At 69.5% G+C, this 17,518-nt stretch carries 14 protein-coding genes and 2 rRNA genes (1 of these 16 only partly in view); 14 read left to right on the plus strand and 2 right to left on the minus strand.

Annotated elements, in window-relative coordinates:
- From OG729_RS30955 to OG729_RS30970, 4 genes are all read left to right on the plus strand, one after another.
- Window positions 1-2,968, plus strand: a 23S ribosomal RNA gene (locus OG729_RS30955) (it extends 155 nt beyond the left edge of the window).
- Between the two features lie 115 nt (window positions 2,969-3,083).
- Window positions 3,084-3,200: ribosomal RNA gene (gene rrf / locus OG729_RS30960) — 5S ribosomal RNA — on the plus strand.
- A 260-nt stretch (window positions 3,201-3,460) separates the two neighbouring features.
- Window positions 3,461-4,777: a hypothetical protein gene (locus OG729_RS30965; protein WP_405809182.1), complete on the plus strand. Its 1,317-nt coding sequence runs from the start codon at window positions 3,461-3,463 to the stop codon at window positions 4,775-4,777.
- Window positions 4,762-5,418 carry a hypothetical protein gene (locus tag OG729_RS30970; protein ID WP_405809183.1) on the plus strand — a complete coding sequence of 219 codons (657 nt, stop codon included), beginning with the start codon at window positions 4,762-4,764 and terminating at the stop codon, window positions 5,416-5,418. The genes OG729_RS30965 and OG729_RS30970 overlap by 16 nt, the downstream gene beginning before the upstream one ends.
- A gap of 62 nt (window positions 5,419-5,480) precedes the next feature.
- Here OG729_RS30970 and OG729_RS30975 read toward each other — a convergent pair whose 3' ends face one another.
- On the minus strand, window positions 5,481-6,761 hold the full coding sequence (locus tag OG729_RS30975) for a DUF1015 domain-containing protein (protein ID WP_405809184.1): 1,281 nt from the start codon (window positions 6,759-6,761) through the stop codon (window positions 5,481-5,483).
- A gap of 71 nt (window positions 6,762-6,832) precedes the next feature.
- Between OG729_RS30975 and OG729_RS30980 the strand changes: the two genes are divergently transcribed.
- From OG729_RS30980 to OG729_RS30995, 4 genes are all read left to right on the plus strand, one after another.
- Entirely contained in the window at window positions 6,833-7,861 is a 1,029-nt protein-coding gene (locus OG729_RS30980; protein ID WP_360885286.1) for an HAD hydrolase-like protein, read from the plus strand.
- 210 nt (window positions 7,862-8,071) lie between these two features.
- Entirely contained in the window at window positions 8,072-9,073 is a 1,002-nt protein-coding gene (locus tag OG729_RS30985) for a FecCD family ABC transporter permease (RefSeq protein WP_405811344.1), read from the plus strand.
- Complete coding sequence (locus OG729_RS30990; protein WP_405809186.1) at window positions 9,070-10,107, plus strand: FecCD family ABC transporter permease; 1,038 nt, start codon at window positions 9,070-9,072, stop codon at window positions 10,105-10,107. Before OG729_RS30985 ends, OG729_RS30990 begins: the two co-directional genes overlap by 4 nt.
- 89 nt (window positions 10,108-10,196) lie before the next feature.
- Window positions 10,197-11,048, plus strand: coding sequence for an ABC transporter ATP-binding protein (locus tag OG729_RS30995; protein ID WP_405809188.1), 852 nt, complete (start codon window positions 10,197-10,199; stop codon window positions 11,046-11,048).
- On the opposite strand, the gene OG729_RS31000 is transcribed toward OG729_RS30995, so the two are convergent.
- A complete protein-coding gene (locus OG729_RS31000; RefSeq protein ID WP_405809189.1) occupies window positions 11,032-11,379 on the minus strand; it encodes an SCP2 sterol-binding domain-containing protein in 348 nt (115 codons plus the stop codon). The two genes, OG729_RS30995 and OG729_RS31000, sit on opposite strands and share 17 nt — an antisense overlap.
- 54 nt (window positions 11,380-11,433) lie before the next feature.
- On the opposite strand from OG729_RS31000, the gene OG729_RS31005 reads away from it, so the two are divergent.
- From OG729_RS31005 to OG729_RS31030, 6 genes are all read left to right on the plus strand, one after another.
- Entirely contained in the window at window positions 11,434-11,826 is a 393-nt protein-coding gene (locus OG729_RS31005; RefSeq protein WP_360885315.1) for a hypothetical protein, read from the plus strand.
- Between the two features lie 7 nt (window positions 11,827-11,833).
- The gene (locus tag OG729_RS31010) at window positions 11,834-12,649 is read left to right on the plus strand and encodes a TlyA family RNA methyltransferase (protein WP_360885301.1); all 816 of its coding nucleotides are present in this window, start codon (window positions 11,834-11,836) and stop codon (window positions 12,647-12,649) included.
- The gene (locus tag OG729_RS31015) at window positions 12,646-13,563 is read left to right on the plus strand and encodes an NAD kinase (RefSeq protein WP_405809192.1); all 918 of its coding nucleotides are present in this window, start codon (window positions 12,646-12,648) and stop codon (window positions 13,561-13,563) included. Before OG729_RS31010 ends, OG729_RS31015 begins: the two co-directional genes overlap by 4 nt.
- Window positions 13,564-13,794: 231 nt before the next feature.
- Complete coding sequence (gene recN / locus OG729_RS31020) at window positions 13,795-15,537, plus strand: DNA repair protein RecN (protein ID WP_405809194.1); 1,743 nt, start codon at window positions 13,795-13,797, stop codon at window positions 15,535-15,537.
- Window positions 15,537-16,283 carry a hypothetical protein gene (locus tag OG729_RS31025; RefSeq protein WP_405809196.1) on the plus strand — a complete coding sequence of 249 codons (747 nt, stop codon included), beginning with the start codon at window positions 15,537-15,539 and terminating at the stop codon, window positions 16,281-16,283. The genes recN and OG729_RS31025 overlap by 1 nt, the downstream gene beginning before the upstream one ends.
- Before the next feature lie 89 nt (window positions 16,284-16,372).
- Window positions 16,373-17,452, plus strand: a complete 1,080-nt coding sequence (locus tag OG729_RS31030) for a glycosyltransferase family 4 protein (RefSeq protein ID WP_360881410.1) — start codon at window positions 16,373-16,375, stop codon at window positions 17,450-17,452.
- Window positions 17,453-17,518 lie beyond the last annotated feature (66 nt).

The raw sequence follows: 17,518 nt of genomic DNA on the forward strand, positions 1-17,518 counted from the left end.
CTGCTGAACACATAGGCAGTGTGGAGGGAACGAGGGGAAGTGAAACATCTCAGTACCCTCAGGAAGAGAAAACAACCGTGATTCCGGGAGTAGTGGCGAGCGAAACCGGATGAGGCCAAACCGTATGCGTGTGATACCCGGCAGGGGTTGCGCATGCGGGGTTGTGGGATCTCTCTTTCACAGTCTGCCGGCTGTGAGACGAGTCAGAAACCGTATAGATAGGCGAAGGACATGCGAAAGGTCCGGCGTAGAGGGTAAGACCCCCGTAGCTGAAATCTATGCGGCTCGTTTGAGAGACACCCAAGTAGCACGGGGCCCGAGAAATCCCGTGTGAATCTGGCGGGACCACCCGTTAAGCCTAAATATTCCCTGGTGACCGATAGCGGATAGTACCGTGAGGGAATGGTGAAAAGTACCGCGGGAGCGGAGTGAAATAGTACCTGAAACCGTGTGCCTACAAGCCGTGGGAGCGTCGCTGTTGTTCTTCGGAACAGCAGTCGTGACTGCGTGCCTTTTGAAGAATGAGCCTGCGAGTTTGCGGTGTGTTGCGAGGTTAACCCGTGTGGGGAAGCCGTAGCGAAAGCGAGTCCGAACAGGGCGGTTTAGTAGCGCGCTCAAGACCCGAAGCGGAGTGATCTAGCCATGGGCAGGTTGAAGCGGAGGTAAGACTTCGTGGAGGACCGAACCCACCAGGGTTGAAAACCTGGGGGATGACCTGTGGTTAGGGGTGAAAGGCCAATCAAACTCCGTGATAGCTGGTTCTCCCCGAAATGCATTTAGGTGCAGCGTCGTGTGTTTCTTGCCGGAGGTAGAGCACTGGATAGGCGATGGGCCCTACCGGGTTACTGACCTTAGCCAAACTCCGAATGCCGGTAAGTGAGAGCGCGGCAGTGAGACTGTGGGGGATAAGCTCCATGGTCGAGAGGGAAACAGCCCAGAGCATCGACTAAGGCCCCTAAGCGTACGCTAAGTGGGAAAGGATGTGGAGTCGCAGAGACAACCAGGAGGTTGGCTTAGAAGCAGCCACCCTTGAAAGAGTGCGTAATAGCTCACTGGTCAAGTGATTCCGCGCCGACAATGTAGCGGGGCTCAAGCGTACCGCCGAAGTCGTGTCATTCCAGCATGAGGGCCAACGCCCGCTGGGATGGGTAGGGGAGCGTCGTGTGCCGGGTGAAGCAGCCGCGGAAGCGAGTTGTGGACGGTTCACGAGTGAGAATGCAGGCATGAGTAGCGATACACACGTGAGAAACGTGTGCGCCGATTGACTAAGGGTTCCTGGGTCAAGCTGATCTGCCCAGGGTAAGTCGGGACCTAAGGCGAGGCCGACAGGCGTAGTCGATGGACAACCGGTTGATATTCCGGTACCCGCTTTGAAACGCCCAGTATCGAGCCCATTAATGCTAAGGCCGTGAAGCCGCCCTGGAGCCTTCGGGTGAAGGGGAGTGGTGGAGCCGCCGGCCCAAGGTGGTAGTAGGTAAGCGATGGGGTGACGCAGGAAGGTAGTCCAGCCCGGGCGGTGGTTGTCCCGGGGTAAGGGTGTAGGCCGTGTGATAGGCAAATCCGTCACACATTGAGGCTGAGACCTGATGCCGAGCCGATTGTGGTGAAGTGGATGATCCTATGCTGTCGAGAAAAGCCTCTAGCGAGTTTCATGGCGGCCCGTACCCTAAACCGACTCAGGTGGTCAGGTAGAGAATACCGAGGCGTTCGGGTGAACTATGGTTAAGGAACTCGGCAAAATGCCCCCGTAACTTCGGGAGAAGGGGGCCATCACTGGTGATCCGATTTACTCGGTGAGCTGGGGGTGGCCGCAGAGACCAGCGAGAAGCGACTGTTTACTAAAAACACAGGTCCGTGCGAAGCCGTAAGGCGATGTATACGGACTGACGCCTGCCCGGTGCTGGAACGTTAAGGGGACCGGTTAGTCACATTTCGGTGTGGCGAAGCTGAGAACTTAAGCGCCAGTAAACGGCGGTGGTAACTATAACCATCCTAAGGTAGCGAAATTCCTTGTCGGGTAAGTTCCGACCTGCACGAATGGCGTAACGACTTCTCGACTGTCTCAACCATAGGCCCGGTGAAATTGCACTACGAGTAAAGATGCTCGTTTCGCGCAGCAGGACGGAAAGACCCCGGGACCTTTACTACAGTTTGATATTGGTGTTCGGTTCGGCTTGTGTAGGATAGGTGGGAGACTGTGAAGCTTGGACGCCAGTTCAGGTGGAGTCGTCGTTGAAATACCACTCTGGTCGTGCTGGATGTCTAACCTGGGTCCGTGATCCGGATCAGGGACAGTGTCTGATGGGTAGTTTAACTGGGGCGGTTGCCTCCCAAAGGGTAACGGAGGCGCCCAAAGGTTCCCTCAGCCTGGTTGGCAATCAGGTGTTGAGTGTAAGTGCACAAGGGAGCTTGACTGTGAGACCGACGGGTCGAGCAGGGACGAAAGTCGGGACTAGTGATCCGGCGGTGGCTTGTGGAAGCGCCGTCGCTCAACGGATAAAAGGTACCCCGGGGATAACAGGCTGATCTTCCCCAAGAGTCCATATCGACGGGATGGTTTGGCACCTCGATGTCGGCTCGTCGCATCCTGGGGCTGGAGTCGGTCCCAAGGGTTGGGCTGTTCGCCCATTAAAGCGGTACGCGAGCTGGGTTTAGAACGTCGTGAGACAGTTCGGTCCCTATCCGCTGTGCGCGTAGGAGTCTTGAGAAGGGCTGTCCCTAGTACGAGAGGACCGGGACGGACGAACCTCTGGTGTGCCAGTTGTCCTGCCAAGGGCATGGCTGGTTGGCTACGTTCGGAAAGGATAACCGCTGAAAGCATCTAAGCGGGAAGCCTGCTTCGAGATGAGGACTCCCACCCCCTTTGAGGGGTTAAGGCTCCCAGTAGACGACTGGGTTGATAGGCCAGATGTGGAAGCCCTGTAAGGGGTGGAGCTGACTGGTACTAATAGGCCGAGGGCTTGTCCTCAGTTGCTCGCGTCCACTGTGTGGTTCCCGGGTTGCGAACAGTCGCACCGGTTGAACCAGTACAAGTTTCATTACTTAATTGAAGAGTGTGCTTGTTCGCTAGAGCCCGATAGGGTTTCGGTGGTCATTGCGTTAGGGAAACGCCCGGTTACATTCCGAACCCGGAAGCTAAGCCTTTCAGCGCCGATGGTACTGCAGGGGGGACCCTGTGGGAGAGTAGGACGCCGCCGAACAATCTTTCAAGGACCCGTGGTCCAGCGTTCACGCTGGGCCACGGGTCCTTTTTTGTTTTGCTTACTTTTCCGAAGTGCGCGTCCGATGGCCGGCTGCGCGAGAATGGCTGCAGCAGCCGAAGACAGGAGTTACCCCATGTCCACCAACTCTCCCGACGATCGTCCGGAGCGCGAGCCGCGTCGTAGGGACGGTGGCGACCGGGGCGGACGCCCCAGTGGTGGCGGCTACGGGCGCCGTGACGACCGCGACCGTGACCGCGGTGGGTACCGCGGGTCGCGTGATGACCGCGGGCCGCGTGATGACCGTCGTGATGACCGGGATCGTGGGCCGCGTCGGGATGACGATCGGGATCGCGGTGGGTACCGCGGTCAGCGTGACGACCGTGGTGGTCGTCCCAGCGGTGGCGGCGGTGGCGGTTACGGCTCCCGGCCCAGCGGTGGTGGCGGTTATGGCTCCCGGCCCAGCGGCGGTGGCGGTGGCGGTTACGGTTCTCGTCCCAGTGGCGGTGGCAGCGGCGGTGGTTTCCGGCGCGATGACCGTTCCGGCGGTGGCAGCGGCGGTGGTTACGGCCGTCGTGACGAGCGGCCGAGCGGGCCGCGGCGTGACGACGACCGCGGCGGACGCCCCACCGGTGGCGACCGCGGCGGACGCCCCGCCGGCGGTGGCGGATACGGGCGCCGTGACGACAAGCGTGATGACCGCCGCGACGATCGTCCGTCCTTCCGGCGTGACGACGACCGTGGTGGGTACCGCGGCCCCCGCGACGACCGTGGGTCTCGCCCCGGTGGCAGCGGTAGCAGTGGTGGCGGATTCCGGCGTGACGACCGCGACCGTGACCGCGGTGGGTACCGCGGGTCGCGTGATGACCGTCGTGATGACCGGGATCGTGGGCCGCGTCGGGATGACGATCGGGATCGCGGTGGGTACCGCGGTCAGCGTGACGAACGTGGTGGTCGTCCCAGCGGTGGCGGCGGTTATGGCTCCCGCCCCAGCGGCAGCGGCGGTGGCGGTTATGGCTCCCGCCCCAGCGGCAGCGGTGGCGGCGGTTACGGCTCCCGGCCCAGCGGTGGTGGCAGCGGTGGTGGCGGTGGTTTCCGGCGCGATGACCGTTCCGGCGGTGGCAGCGGCGGTGGTTACGGCCGTCGTGACGAGCGGCCGAGCGGGCCGCGGCGCGACGACGACCGCGGCGGACGCCCCACCGGCGGCGACCGTGGCGGACGCCCTGCCGGTGGCGACCGTGGCGGACGCCCCGCCGGCGGTGGCGGTTACGGGCGCCGTGACGACCGCGATCGTGACCGCGACCGCGGTGGGTACCGCGGTCAGCGCGACGACCGTGGTGACGGGCGCCGTGACGATCGCGACCGTGGTGGATACCGCGGGTCTCGTGACGACCGCGGTGGCTACGGCCGACGGGACGACCGTGACCGCGGCGACCGCGAGCCGATCAAGCGGCTGCCGATTCCCGAGGACGTCACGGGCGAGGAGATCGACAAGGACGTACGGCAGGAGCTGCAGAGCCTGCCGAAGGGCCTCGCCGAGGATGTCGCCAAGAACCTCGTCATGGTCGCCAATCTGATCGACGAGGACCCTGAGCAGGCGTACGCGTACTCCAAGGTCGCGCTGCGGCTCGCCTCGCGTGTGGCGGCTGTGCGGGAGGCCGCGGGCTTCGCCGCGTACGCGACGCAGAAGTACTCCGAGGCGCTGGCCGAGTTCCGGGCGGCGCGGCGGATGACCGGGAGCGTCGAGCTGTGGCCCGTGATGGCCGACTGCGAGCGCGGACTCGGGCGGCCCGAGCGGGCGATGGCGATGGCCGGTGAGCCCGAGGTGCAGAAGCTCGACAAGGCAGGGCAGGTCGAGATGCGGCTGGTCGCGGCCGGTGCGCGCAGGGACATGGGGCAGCTCGACGCCGCCATCGTGACCCTGCAGAGCCCCGAGCTGGCGTCCAACTCCGTACAGCCCTGGACCGCACGGCTGCGTTACGCATACGCGGATGCGCTGCTTGCGGCCGGGCGTGAGGACGAGGCACGCGAGTGGTTCGCCAAGGCGCTGGAAGCCGACAAGGACGGGGCCACGGACGCCTCGGACCGGCTCGCCGAGCTTGATGGCGTGGAGTTCGTCGACGCCATCGACGAGGCGCACGAGGGCGACGAGGGCGATGGAGCCGACGCGGCCGACGAGGCAGCCGACGCGGCCGACGAGGCCGACAAGGGCGAATAGCCAGTAGCGAAAGGGCGGCACCCACGATGGGTGCCGCCCTTTCGTATGTCCGGAATTCCGGGTCAGTCCACCGTCAGGCTTCTCAGCACCAGGCCCGTCGCCGGCTTCGGGCCGAACGACGTGGACTTGCGGGGCATCGTGACACCCTCCCGTGCGAGATCCCGTACGACGTCCTCCCGTACCGGATGCATCAACACCGCCGTGCTGCCGTGGCGTTCGGCCTGGGTCACGGCCGCCTCTGTGTCGTGGATGTATGCGATGTGCTCCGGGGTGTCCGGGATCCGCCAGATCTGGTCCAGAAGCGTCGAGTGGAGGACCGTTGCGTCGAGCGTGCGCCAGGCCTCGGGGCGGTCGCGGCGCACCGTACGGGCCAGCAGCTCCGGGTCCGGGCGGTCGATCAGATGGAAGGCGCCGTCGCCCGCGAGCAGGAAGGCGTTCCCCTCGGCAGCCGCGTGCCCGAGGGCTTCCAGGGCCTCCGGCAGCGCCGTGTCCATGCGCCGGACGCGGAAGGAGCCGCTCAGGGCGGAGAGGGCCTCGGCAACCGGGAGGCGGTGCAGCAGGCGGTGGATGGCGCGGACCCGGAGCGGATAGCGGGCGGTGTCGATCAGCAGGACGAGGCCGTAGCCCCAGGGGCTGGACGAGGGGTGCTCGGCGCGCAGCCGCAGATAGGTCGCCCAGCGGTGGTGGCCGTCGGCGATCAGCGCCTGACGGTCGGACAGGTCCGCTCGGATCTCCGCCAGGTCGCCCGGGTCCGTCACCGACCACAGGCGGTGGTCGAAGCCGTCCTCCGTGGTGGTTGCCAGGAGCGGGGCGCGCAGGACGGTGCGTTCGATGACGGCGGTCGCGCCGGACTCGTTGCCCATGCTGCGATAGGTGAGCAGCAGTGGTTCGAGGTTGGCGGCAGTGGTGCGCATCAGCGCCGCGCGGTCCGCCACGATGTGCGGCATCACGTCCTCGTGGGGCAGGACGACGCCCTCGGACGGCTCGGACAGGGCGAGCGCGCCGATGATGCCGCGTTGCAGGATGTCGCCCTGGCGCTGCTCGTACACATAGAGCGCCGGCTCGGGGTCCGCGGCCAGGATGCCCTCGTCGAGCCAGCGGCTGAGGGTCTCGGCGGCCTGCTGGTTGCGTGCGCCCGCGGTGTTCGCCTGCGGGAGGATCAGCCGGACGATGTTGTAGGGGTCCGCCGACTCCAGGTGGTGCAGGCCGTCGGGCCTGACGACGACGTCGTACGGCGGCGAGGTCACGGCGGCGAGGCTGCCGACCCGCTCGGGGACATAGCGCAGTCCACGGAACGGGATCAGGCGCAGACCGTCATTGGCCGCGGGACCTTCGGTGTTCATTTGTGCATCGTATGTGGGGCGCGGGCATGAGAGATGATCGGGGGAGCGGCACTGAGCGAGGAGCGGATGGAATGAGTCAGCAGAGCAGGAACCGGCCGAGCGGTAGTGCGACGGCGCTGAGCGAGGCGTACGACACGGCGTTGCTGGACCTGGACGGCGTGGTGTACGCGGGTGGTGAGGCGATCGCGCACGCCGTGGACTCGCTGCTGACGGCCCGCGCGGGCGGGATGCACCTCGCGTATGTCACGAACAATGCGCTGCGGCCGCCTCAGGCCGTGGCCGCGCACATCACCGAGCTGGGTGTGCCGACCGATGCGGCGGATGTCATCAACTCCGCGCAGGCGGTTGCCCGGTTGATCTCCGAGCAGGTGCCGGCCGGGTCCCGGGTGCTGGTGGTCGGCGGGGACGGGCTGCGCGTCGCGCTGCGCGAGCGGGGCCTTGTGCCGGTGGAGTCCGCCGACGACGACCCGGCTGCGGTGGTGCAGGGGTACGGCGGGCCGGATCTGGCGTGGGGGCGTTTCGCGGAGGCCTGTTATGCCATCGCGCGGGGCGTGCCGTGGTTTGCGTCCAACACCGATCTGACGATTCCCAGTGCGCGCGGGATCGCGCCCGGCAACGGTGCCGCCGTGGAGGTCGTACGGATAGCGACGGGGGCGGAGCCGCAGGTGGCGGGAAAGCCGCTGCCGCCGATGCACAAGGAGACGATTCTGCGGACGGGGGCCCGGAAGCCGCTGGTGGTGGGGGACCGGCTGGACACGGACATCGAGGGCGCGTTCAACGGGGGCGTGGACTCGCTGCTCGTACTGACCGGGGTGACGGACGGCGCGCAGCTGGTTGCCGCGCGGCCCGAGCACCGGCCGACCTATGTGGACGCGGATCTGCGCGGGATGCTGACAGGGCAGCCCGAAGTGGCCGAGGTGGACGGCGGGTTCGGGTGCGGTGGGTGGAACGCGTCCGTGCGGGACGACGAGCTTGCGCTGGAGGGTGAGGGCGAACCGCTGGACGGGCTGCGGGCGCTGTGTGCGGCGGCCTGGACGCAGGCCGGGGACGGCGTGTGCACGCTGGACGCGGGCAAGGCGCTGTCCCGGCTGGGGTTGTAGCCCGGGGCCGTTAGGTCCTGTCCGGCCGTTCTTGCCGGGCTCGCGTGTCCTGGCACGGCACTCCTCCGTACGCCCTTCGGGCACGGGAGGTGCCCCCTCAACGAGGGAAGGAGACTTCCCTCATCGGGGAACAATGAGAGGGTAGGCTAACCTAACCTCGTGTTGGTCGACAGTCCCCCCGAACAGAGCGCGGAGCCGATATCCGCACCTGTGTCCCGGAAGCGCCATGCCCTGCGCGCCACCGGGCTGCTGGTGTCCCTCGGCATCCTGCTGCTGGTCTGCGCCGCGAGCATCGCCGTCGGCGCCAAGTCCATACCGCTCTCCGACGTGTGGCACGGCCTGTTCCACAACGCAGGCGTCGGCAATGACGTGATCGTCCACGAGGTACGGGTGCCACGGACCCTGCTCGGGCTCATCGTCGGCGCCGCCCTCGGGCTCTCGGGCGCGGTGATGCAGGCGCTCACCCGCAACCCGCTCGCCGAACCGGGGCTGCTCGGCGTCAACGCGGGAGCATCGGCCGCCGTCGTCTCCGCCATCAGCTTCCTCGGGGTCACATCGCTCACCGGATATGTGTGGTTCGCGTTCCTCGGCGCGGCCGTCGTCTCCGTGCTCGTCTACCTACTCGGCGGCAGCCGGGGCGCGACTCCGGTACGGCTCGCGCTCGCCGGGACCGCGGCCACCGCCGCGCTGTACGGCTACATCAACGCCGTACAGCTGCTGGACGCGGCCGCGCTCGACCGGCTGCGCTTCTGGACGGTCGGCTCGCTGGCCTCGGCCGACATGGGCACCATCGGCAGGATCGCGCCCTTCATCGGCATCGGCACCGTGCTTGCGCTGCTGCTCGCGCGGCCGCTCAACGCCATGGAGATGGGCGAGGACACCGCCCGCGCGCTCGGCGCGCATCTCAACCGCACCCGCGCACTTGCGATGCTCGCCGTGACGCTGCTGTGCGGGGCCGCGACCGCCGCCTGCGGGCCGATCGTCTTCATCGGGTTGATGATTCCGCACCTCGTACGCACCATCACCGGACCCGACATGCGGTGGATCCTGCCGTACGCCGCCGTCCTGTCACCCGTGTTGCTGCTGGGCGCCGATGTTGTCGGCCGGGTCATCACCCGCCCCTCCGAACTGCAGGTCGGAATTGTCACCGCGCTCATCGGCGGGCCCGTCTTCATCCATCTCGTACGCCGGAAGAGGATGGCCCAGCTGTGAATGCCGTGAAGGCGATACGTACCCCCGGCGGTCTCTCCCTGCGCGTCGATCCCCGGACGGCCGTCGTCGTACTGCTGCTGACCGCGGCCGCGCTGGCCGCAGCAGTCCTACTGATCGGCAGCGGTGACTTCCCGATCCCGCCCGGCGAGGTCATCGCCACCCTTCTCGGGAACGGCACGCCCGCGCAGGAGTTCATCGTCCAGGACCTGCGGCTGCCGCGGGCGCTCGTCGGACTGCTCGTCGGCGCCTCGCTCGCGCTGAGCGGCGCGATCTTCCAGTCCATCTCCCGCAATCCGCTGGGCAGTCCGGATGTGATCGGCTTCGGGCAGGGCGCGAGCGTCGGCGCGCTCAGCGTGATCGTCCTCTTTCATGGCGGGGCGTTGGCCGTGGCGGGCGGCGCGGTGGTCGGCGGACTCGCGACCGGTATCGCGGTCTATGCGCTGGCGTGGAAGCGCGGCGTGCACGGCTACCGGCTGGTCCTGGTCGGCATCGGCATCGCTGCCATGCTCACCGCCGCGATCCACTATCTGCTCACCAAGGCCAGCCTGGTCGACGCCGCCGAGGCCACGCTGTGGATGACCGGTTCGCTCGACGGCCGCGACTGGGCCCAGGTCTGGCCGCTGCTCGGGGTCCTCGGCGTCCTCGTACCGCTCGTCATCTGCTACGGAAGACCGCTGCGGATGCTGGAGATGGGCGACGACGCCGCATACGCGCTGGGGGCGCCCGTCGAGCGCACGCGCGTGGTGCTGATGGCCTCGGGCGTCCTGCTCGTCGCGGTCGCCACCTCGGCCGCCGGGCCGATCTCCTTCGTCGCGCTCAGCGCGCCACAGCTCGCTCGCCGGCTGACCCGCTCACCGGGGCCGAACCTCGCCGCGGCCACGGTGATGGGCGCGACTCTGCTGCTGGTCGCCGACTGGGTCGCCACCAGTGCCTTCGGCGAGCGCGAACTGCCGGTGGGAGTGGTGACCGGGGTGCTCGGCGGCTGCTATCTGCTCTGGCTGCTGGTCACCGAACGCAAGGCGGGGCGCATATGAACCCTGCAAGCCCCTCGATCCCCGCGAGCCCCTCAATCCCTGCGAGCCTCTCGATCCCTGCGAGCCCCGAATCCAGGAGTACGACGACCATGCAGCGCCTCACCGCGGAATCGGTCACCCTCGGCTACGACCAGCGCGTCATCGCCGAGAACCTCTCGGTGGAGATCCCCGACAACTCCTTCACGGTGATCGTCGGCCCCAACGCCTGTGGCAAGTCGACGCTGTTGCGTGCCCTTTCCCGGATGCTCAAGCCCTCCCGGGGCCGGGTCCTGCTGGATGGGCAGACCATCCACTCGCTGCCCGCGAAGAAGGTCGCCAGGACGCTGGGCCTGCTGCCGCAGTCGTCGATCGCGCCGGACGGGATCACGGTCGCCGACCTGGTCGCGCGCGGCCGCTATCCCCATCAGGGACTGCTGCGCCAGTGGTCGCCCGAGGACGAGCGGATCGTCGAGGAGTCGATGGCCGCGACCGGAGTCGGCGAACTGGCCGAGCGCTACGTCGACGAACTCTCCGGCGGGCAGCGGCAGCGTGTGTGGATCGCCATGGTGCTGGCCCAGCAGACCCCGCTGCTGCTGCTCGACGAGCCCACGACGTTCCTCGACATCCAGCACCAGCTGGAGGTGCTGGACCTCTGCGCCGAGCTGCACGAGACGCAGGGGCGCACGCTCGTGGCCGTACTGCACGACCTCAACCAGGCCGCCCGTTACGCCACGCACCTCATCGCCCTGCGCGAGGGCGCGGTCGTCGCCGAGGGCGCGCCCGCCGACGTGGTCACCGCCGAGCTGGTGGAGCAGGTCTTCGGGGTGAAGAGCCAGGTCATCGAGGACCCCGAGTCCGGGACGCCACTGGTGGTACCGGCGGCCCGCAGGCGCGGCACCACGGCAGTGTCCGGCGCAGTCTCCGGCGGCGGCGCCGCGGAAGTGTCTACAGCAGTGTCCTGAGGCGCAGCAGATCGCGGAAGCCGGCCTCGAGCCTGACCCGGCCCGAGGCCCAGGCCTTCGCGAAGTGCAGCTCGCCGTTCACCATCGCCACCAGGTCGTCGCCCGTCATCGCGAGGCGGATCTGCGCCCTCTCGCGCGGGGGGCCCTGGAGGGTGTCGGTCACCTCGATCCGGCCGTCGTCGAGACGGCCGGTGAAGGTGATGTCCAGGTCCTTGATGTGGCAGCTCAGCGAACGGTCCAGCGCCGCCGCGCCGCGCACGTCGCCGTCCGCCTGGGTCAGGTTGTCCGAGAGTTTGTCGAGCGCGCTGCGGCACTCTTGCGTCGTCGCCATCGTGATCGACGGTACCTCAGGGCTTCGCGGTAGCGTCTGGGCATGAGCGACTCGATGCCGGGCCCACAGGTCCAGGGCTCTCAGTTCCAGGGCGCACACGCCCAGGGCCAGGAGATCCCGGAGCAGGGGCTCCCGGAGCAGGAGTTCCGGGACCCGGAGGCCCAGGAAGCCCAAGGGGCCCAGGAGGTCCACGACCCGGACCCGCAGGCGTACGAACCCGCCGCGCCCGCGCCCATCGGCGTGCCTCGCGTGCCCACCGGCAACGCCGACGTGGACGCCCGGATGGAGCGCCTGGCCGATGCCGACCACCTCCCGGCGGACGGACATCTCGAGGTGTACGAGGATGTACACCGCGGGCTGCGTGATGCGCTGACCGCGCTCGACGCACGCCCGGCCCCTGCACCCCAGGGGCCCTCGCCGTCACCCCCGTACAACTACAGGAGCTGAACCGAACGTGGCAGGAGTGGCCCGCCGCCGTCTCGACGCCGAGCTGGTACGCCGCAACCTCGCGCGCTCACGCGAGCATGCGAGCCAGCTGATCGCCGCGGGGCGGGTGACCGTCGGCGGCAACACCGCGACGAAGCCCGCCACCCAGGTCGAGACGAGCGCCGCCATCGTCGTCACCGCCGACGACAGTGACCCCGACTACGTCTCGCGCGGCGGACACAAGCTCGCCGGTGCGCTGGCGGCCTTCGTGCCGCTCGGCCTGAAGGTCGAGGGACGGCGGGCACTGGACGCGGGCGCGTCGACCGGTGGCTTCACGGATGTACTGCTGCGGGCAGGCGCCCGTCAGGTGGTGGCGGTCGACGTCGGTTACGGCCAACTCGCCTGGTCTCTTCAGAGTGATGAACGCGTGATGGTCAAGGACCGTACCAATGTCCGCGAGCTGACGCTGGAGACGATCGACGGTGAGGCGGTGGACCTGGTGGTGGGGGACCTTTCCTTCATTCCGCTCGGCCTCGTCCTGCCTGCGCTCGTCCGGTGCACGGCTCCCGACGCCGACCTCGTACTGATGGTCAAGCCGCAGTTCGAGGTGGGCAAGGAACGCCTCGGCAGCGGTGGCGTCGTACGCAGCCCGGAGCTGCGCGCCGACGCGGTACGTGCCGTGGCGGGCAGGGCGGCGGAGCTCGGTCTTGGCGTGCTCGGCGTCACGGCCAGTCCGCTGCCGGGACCCTCCGGGAATGTCGAGTACTTTCTGTGGCTTCGCGCCGGAGCGCCCGAGCTCGATCCGGCGGATGTCGACCGTGCAGTGGCGGAGGGACCTCGTTGACAACGACACCAGCAGCGACACCAGCGCGCACCGTTTTTCTGCTTGCGCACACCGGCCGGCCTGCGGCGATCCGCAGCGCCGAACTCGTCGTACAGGGACTGCTGCGCAACGGTCTGGGCGTGCGCGTACTGGAGGCCGAGGCGGTCGATCTGCCGCTGCCGCCGTCCGTCGAGACGGTCAAGGAGGCGACGCCCGACGTACTCGACGGGTGTGAGCTGCTGATCGTGCTCGGCGGGGACGGGACGCTGCTGCGCGGCGCCGAGTTCGCACGCGCCTCCGGGGTGCCGATGCTCGGCGTCAATCTGGGGCGTGTGGGCTTTCTCGCGGAGGCGGAGCGCGACGACCTCGACAAGGTCGTCGACCGGGTCGTCAGACGGGCCTACGAGGTCGAGGAGCGCATGACCATCGATGTGGTCGTGCGCACCAACGGCGATGTCGTGCACCGCGACTGGGCGCTGAACGAGGCCGCCGTGCAGAAGGTCTCGCCCGACCGGATGCTGGAGGTCGTCCTGGAGATCGACGGCCGGCCGGTGACCGGCTTCGGCTGCGACGGCATCGTCTGCGCGACGCCGACCGGCTCGACGGCCTACGCCTTCTCGGCCGGCGGGCCGGTGGTGTGGCCCGAGGTCGAGGCGCTGCTGATGGTGCCGATCAGCGCGCACGCACTGTTCGCCAAGCCGCTGGTGACCTCGCCGACGTCGGTGCTCGCGGTGGAGGTGCAGCGGAACACGCCGCACGGGGTGCTGTGGTGCGACGGGCGCAGGACGATCGAACTGCCGCCTGCGGCACGGGTGGAGGTGCGGCGGGGGGCCGTTCCGGTACGGCTGGCGCGGCTGCACCATGCGTCCTTCACGGACCGGCTGGTCGCCAAGTTCGCGCTGCCGGTCTCGGGTTGGCGCGGCGCGCCGCACTGACCCGGCCCCGCCCGGGCGCCTGTCCCGCATGCGGGGGGGAGCTGCGGGGAACAATGCGTCCGAAGCCGCCCAAAGCGGAGAAGGCCGGATCATCTCCCGCGCACGGGGCAGCTGTGTGGTCAACGAGTCGCGTACCGCAGAGTGACGCCCTGCCCGGTGCATCGGCACCGGTTTCCTCTCATTCCGTGCCCGGAGGCAGGGCGGCGTCGCATCGGATGGGGGAAACCTCGTATGGTCAGGTCCGTGTTGGAGGAGATGCGGATACGGTCACTCGGGGTCATCGACGATGCGGTCGTCGAGCTGTCGCCCGGTTTCACCGCGGTGACCGGCGAGACGGGCGCGGGCAAGACCATGGTCGTCACCAGCCTGGGGCTGCTGCTCGGCGGGCGCGCCGACCCCGCCCTGGTGCGGATCGGCGCCAAGTCGGCGGTGGTGGAGGGGCGGATCGGTGTGCTCGCCGGGGCCCCGGCCGCGCTGCGGGCCGAGGAGGCCGGTGCGGAAATCGACGACGGCACGCTGCTGATCAGCAGGACGGTCTCGGCGGAGGGGCGCTCGCGCGCCCACCTCGGCGGACGGTCCGTGCCGGTCGGCATGTTGTCCGAGCTGGCCGACGAGCTCGTCGCCGTACACGGCCAGACCGACCAGCAGGGGCTGCTGCGGCCCGCGCGGCAGCGGGAGGCGCTCGACCGTTACGCGGGCGGCGCGGTCACCGGGCCGCTCGCCAAGTACACGGCCGCGTACCGGCGGCTGCGCGCAGTCTCCACCGAGCTGGACGAGCTGACCACGCGCGCCCGCGAGCGCGCGCAGGAAGCCGATCTGCTGCGTTTCGGGCTGAACGAGATCGCGGGCGTCGAGCCGCGCGCGGGCGAGGATGCCGAACTCGCCGCCGAGGCCGAGCGCCTTGGGCACGCCGAGGCGCTCGCGTCCGCGGCTTCGGTCGCGCATGCCGCGCTGGCCGGCAACCCCGAGGACCCGGAAGGCGTGGATGCGACGACGCTCGTCGCGGGTGCGGGGCGGGCGCTGGACGCGGTGCGCTCCCACGATCCGGCGCTGGCCGCGCTCGCCGACCGGATGGGCGAGATCTCCATCCTGCTCGGCGATGTGGCGGGAGAACTCGCCGGGTACGCGGACAATCTGGACGCCGACCCGCTGCGGCTGGCCGCGGTGGAGGAGCGACGCGCGGCGCTGACCGCGCTGACCCGAAAGTACGGCGCGAGTATCGATGCCGTTCTGGCCTGGGCGGAGGACGGCGCGTCCCGGCTCATCGAGCTGGACGGCGACGACGACCGGATCGGCGAGCTGGCGGCGGAGCGGGACGCTCTGCGGGGTGAATTGTCCGGTCTGGCCCAGGCGTTGACCGACGCGCGTACGGAGGCGGCGGCACGGTTCGCCGAAGCAGTCACCGAGGAACTGGCCTCCCTCGCGATGCCGCACGCGCGCGTGTCCTTCGACATCCGCCAGAGCGAGGATCCCGAGGGAGTCGAGGTCGGCGGCCGTGCGGTGGCGTACGGACCCTCCGGCGTCGACGAGGTCGAGCTGCTGCTGGCGCCGCACCCGGGCGCGCCGCCCCGGCCGATCGCCAAGGGGGCATCGGGCGGTGAACTCTCGCGCGTGATGCTCGCGGTCGAGGTCGTCTTCGCGGGCACCGACCCGGTGCCGACATATCTCTTCGACGAGGTCGACGCGGGCGTGGGCGGCAAGGCGGCGGTCGAGATCGGCCGGCGGCTTGCGAAGCTCGCGAAGACGGCGCAGGTGGTCGTGGTCACGCATCTGCCGCAGGTGGCCGCGTTCGCCGACCGGCAGCTGCTGGTCGAGAAGACGAACGACGGTTCGGTGACCCGAAGCGGTGTGACGGTCCTGGAGGGCGAGGACAGGGTGCGCGAGCTGTCGCGGATGCTGGCTGGCCAGGAGGATTCGCAGACGGCACGGGCGCACGCGGAGGAACTGCTGGCGACGGCGCGGGCGGACGGGTGATGAGGCGCGCGGCCGCGTTCGTGACCGCCTTCGGAGCGACGCGCTCCGTGTACGGGGCACTGCGCAGGCGTGCGCCCGGTGACCCGGCGCAGTGGCAGCGCAAGAACTACGCGGGCCGCACCGTCGACCTCTACGCCGGCCCCGCCGCCGCGGTCGGGACGGCGCTCGGCACCGTGCCCGCGCGGACCCGGGGCGCGGCCGGGCTCGCCGTCGTCGCGGCCGGGGCGTGCGGTGCGTACGACGACATGCTGGGGGACCACCGGCGTGGGTTCCGGGCGCATCTGGGCGCGCTCCGGCAGGGCGAGGTGACCAGCGGGGCGGTGAAGCTGTTCGGGATCGGGGCGGCGGCGCTCGCGGCGGGTGCGCTGCTCAAGGAGCGGCCCGTCGACAAGCTGCTCGCCGGGGTCGTGATCGCCGGCGCTGCGCACTTCGTCAACCTCGTCGACGTCGCCCCGGGGCGGGCCGCTGTCGCCGTGCTCGGGATCGGCGCGCCCGGTCTGCTGCGGCGCGGCAGCGCGGGCGCACTGGCTGCCGCGCCCATGGGGGCCGCGGCCGCGATCGTCACCGAGGACCTGGGCGAGCGCACGATGCTCGGCGACACCGGGGCCCACGCCCTGGGCGCGGCCCTCGGGACCGCGATCGTCGCGGGCAACGGCCGCGCCGGACTGGCCCTGCACGCGGCGGCTCTGATCGCGGCAGTTGCGTACGGCGACGAGGTCAGCCGTATCGCGGGATCACCCATGTGAGTGATCTCGCGCCCGGGCGTCCCGGCTCCGGCACGGCCATGTCGCCCGGACGGTGCCGGAACGTGCGTACGGGCTGGCATCCTTGGCGCGTGACACAGCTGCATACGGTCCAAGTGCTGGGCGGCGGCAGCGCGGGCAGCAGCGCGCATGTCAGGTCGTTGGCCGCGGGGCTGGTGGCACGGGGCGTGCGGGTGACGGTGTGCGCCCCCGCCGAACTGGAGCACGTCTACGACTTCCCCGGCTCCGGGGCGCGTTTCGCGGCCGTGCCCCGGCGGAGCGACCCGGGCGCGGTCGGCGCGCTGCGGGCTGCGTGTGCGGGGGCGGACGTGGTGCACGCGCACGGGCTGCACGCCGCCGTACGCACCACCCTGGCGCTCAGCGGGCAGCGCGTGCCCCTTGTCGTCACCTGGCACACGCGCTCGCACGCCGACGGTGCGCGGGGTCAGGTGCTGCGCCTCCTTGAGCGAAGGGCCGCGCGGGCGGCGGCGGTTGTCCTGGGCAGCTGCTCCGAGCTGGTCGACCGGGCCCGCGGGCGCGGCGCGCGCGATGCCCGCCTGGCGCCGGTTGCGCTACCGGCGGCGCGGGGGTGCCCGGACGTCGAAGAGGGCAAGGCCCGGGCCGAACTGGGTGCGGTGGAGCGGCCGTTGCTGATGGCGGTGGGCAGCCTGGAGCCGCACCGGGGATATGGAACGCTGCTCGACGCGGCCCGGCTGTGGCGGGAGTTGGACCCCATGCCGCTGGTGGTGATCGCGGGGGAGGGGCGGGAGCGGGCCGCGCTCCAGCGCCGTATCGAGGCGGAGGAACTGCCGGTGCGGCTGATGGGCCGCCGCGACGACATCGCCGACCTGCTGTCGGCGGCGGACGTGGCGCTCCTCCCGAGCCGTTGGGAGGCCCGCTCCCTGCTCGCCCAGGAAGCGCTTCGCCTGGGCGTCCCCCTGGTCGCGACGGCGGTCGGCGGTGTCCCCGAACTGGTGGGCGAAGCCGCGGAACTGGTTCCGTACGGGGACGCGGCGGCGCTGGCCGAGGCGGTGGCGCGGCTGCTGGGCGACGCGGAGAGACGGGCGGAACTGGCAGCGGCGGGCCGGGTGCAGGCGGGGACATGGCCGACGGAGGACGAGACGATCGCGCAGGTGCTGAGCGTGTACGACGAGGTGGCGGCGCGGCGGTGACGTCAGCGCCCCAGGGCACGTGAACGCGAGCGCCTCAGGGCACGTGAACGCGAGCGCCTCACGGCA

Source organism: Streptomyces sp. NBC_00210 (assembly GCF_045160975.1).
Taxonomy (GTDB): Bacteria; Actinomycetota; Actinomycetes; order Streptomycetales; family Streptomycetaceae; genus Streptomyces.

Excerpts from the sequence above, each read along its gene's own strand:
- OG729_RS30970 (WP_405809183.1), top strand. The coding sequence starts at position 4,762 with ATGGTCGCCAATCTGATCGACGAGGACCCTGAGCAGGCGTACGCGTAC.
- OG729_RS30975 (WP_405809184.1), bottom strand. The coding sequence starts at position 6,761 with ATGAACACCGAAGGTCCCGCGGCCAATGACGGTCTGCGCCTGATCCCG.
- OG729_RS30980 (WP_360885286.1), top strand. The coding sequence starts at position 6,833 with ATGAGTCAGCAGAGCAGGAACCGGCCGAGCGGTAGTGCGACGGCGCTG.
- OG729_RS30995 (WP_405809188.1), top strand. The coding sequence starts at position 10,197 with ATGCAGCGCCTCACCGCGGAATCGGTCACCCTCGGCTACGACCAGCGC.
- OG729_RS31000 (WP_405809189.1), bottom strand. The coding sequence starts at position 11,379 with ATGGCGACGACGCAAGAGTGCCGCAGCGCGCTCGACAAACTCTCGGAC.
- OG729_RS31005 (WP_360885315.1), top strand. The coding sequence starts at position 11,434 with ATGCCGGGCCCACAGGTCCAGGGCTCTCAGTTCCAGGGCGCACACGCC.
- recN (WP_405809194.1), top strand. The coding sequence starts at position 13,795 with ATGGTCAGGTCCGTGTTGGAGGAGATGCGGATACGGTCACTCGGGGTC.
- OG729_RS31025 (WP_405809196.1), top strand. The coding sequence starts at position 15,537 with ATGAGGCGCGCGGCCGCGTTCGTGACCGCCTTCGGAGCGACGCGCTCC.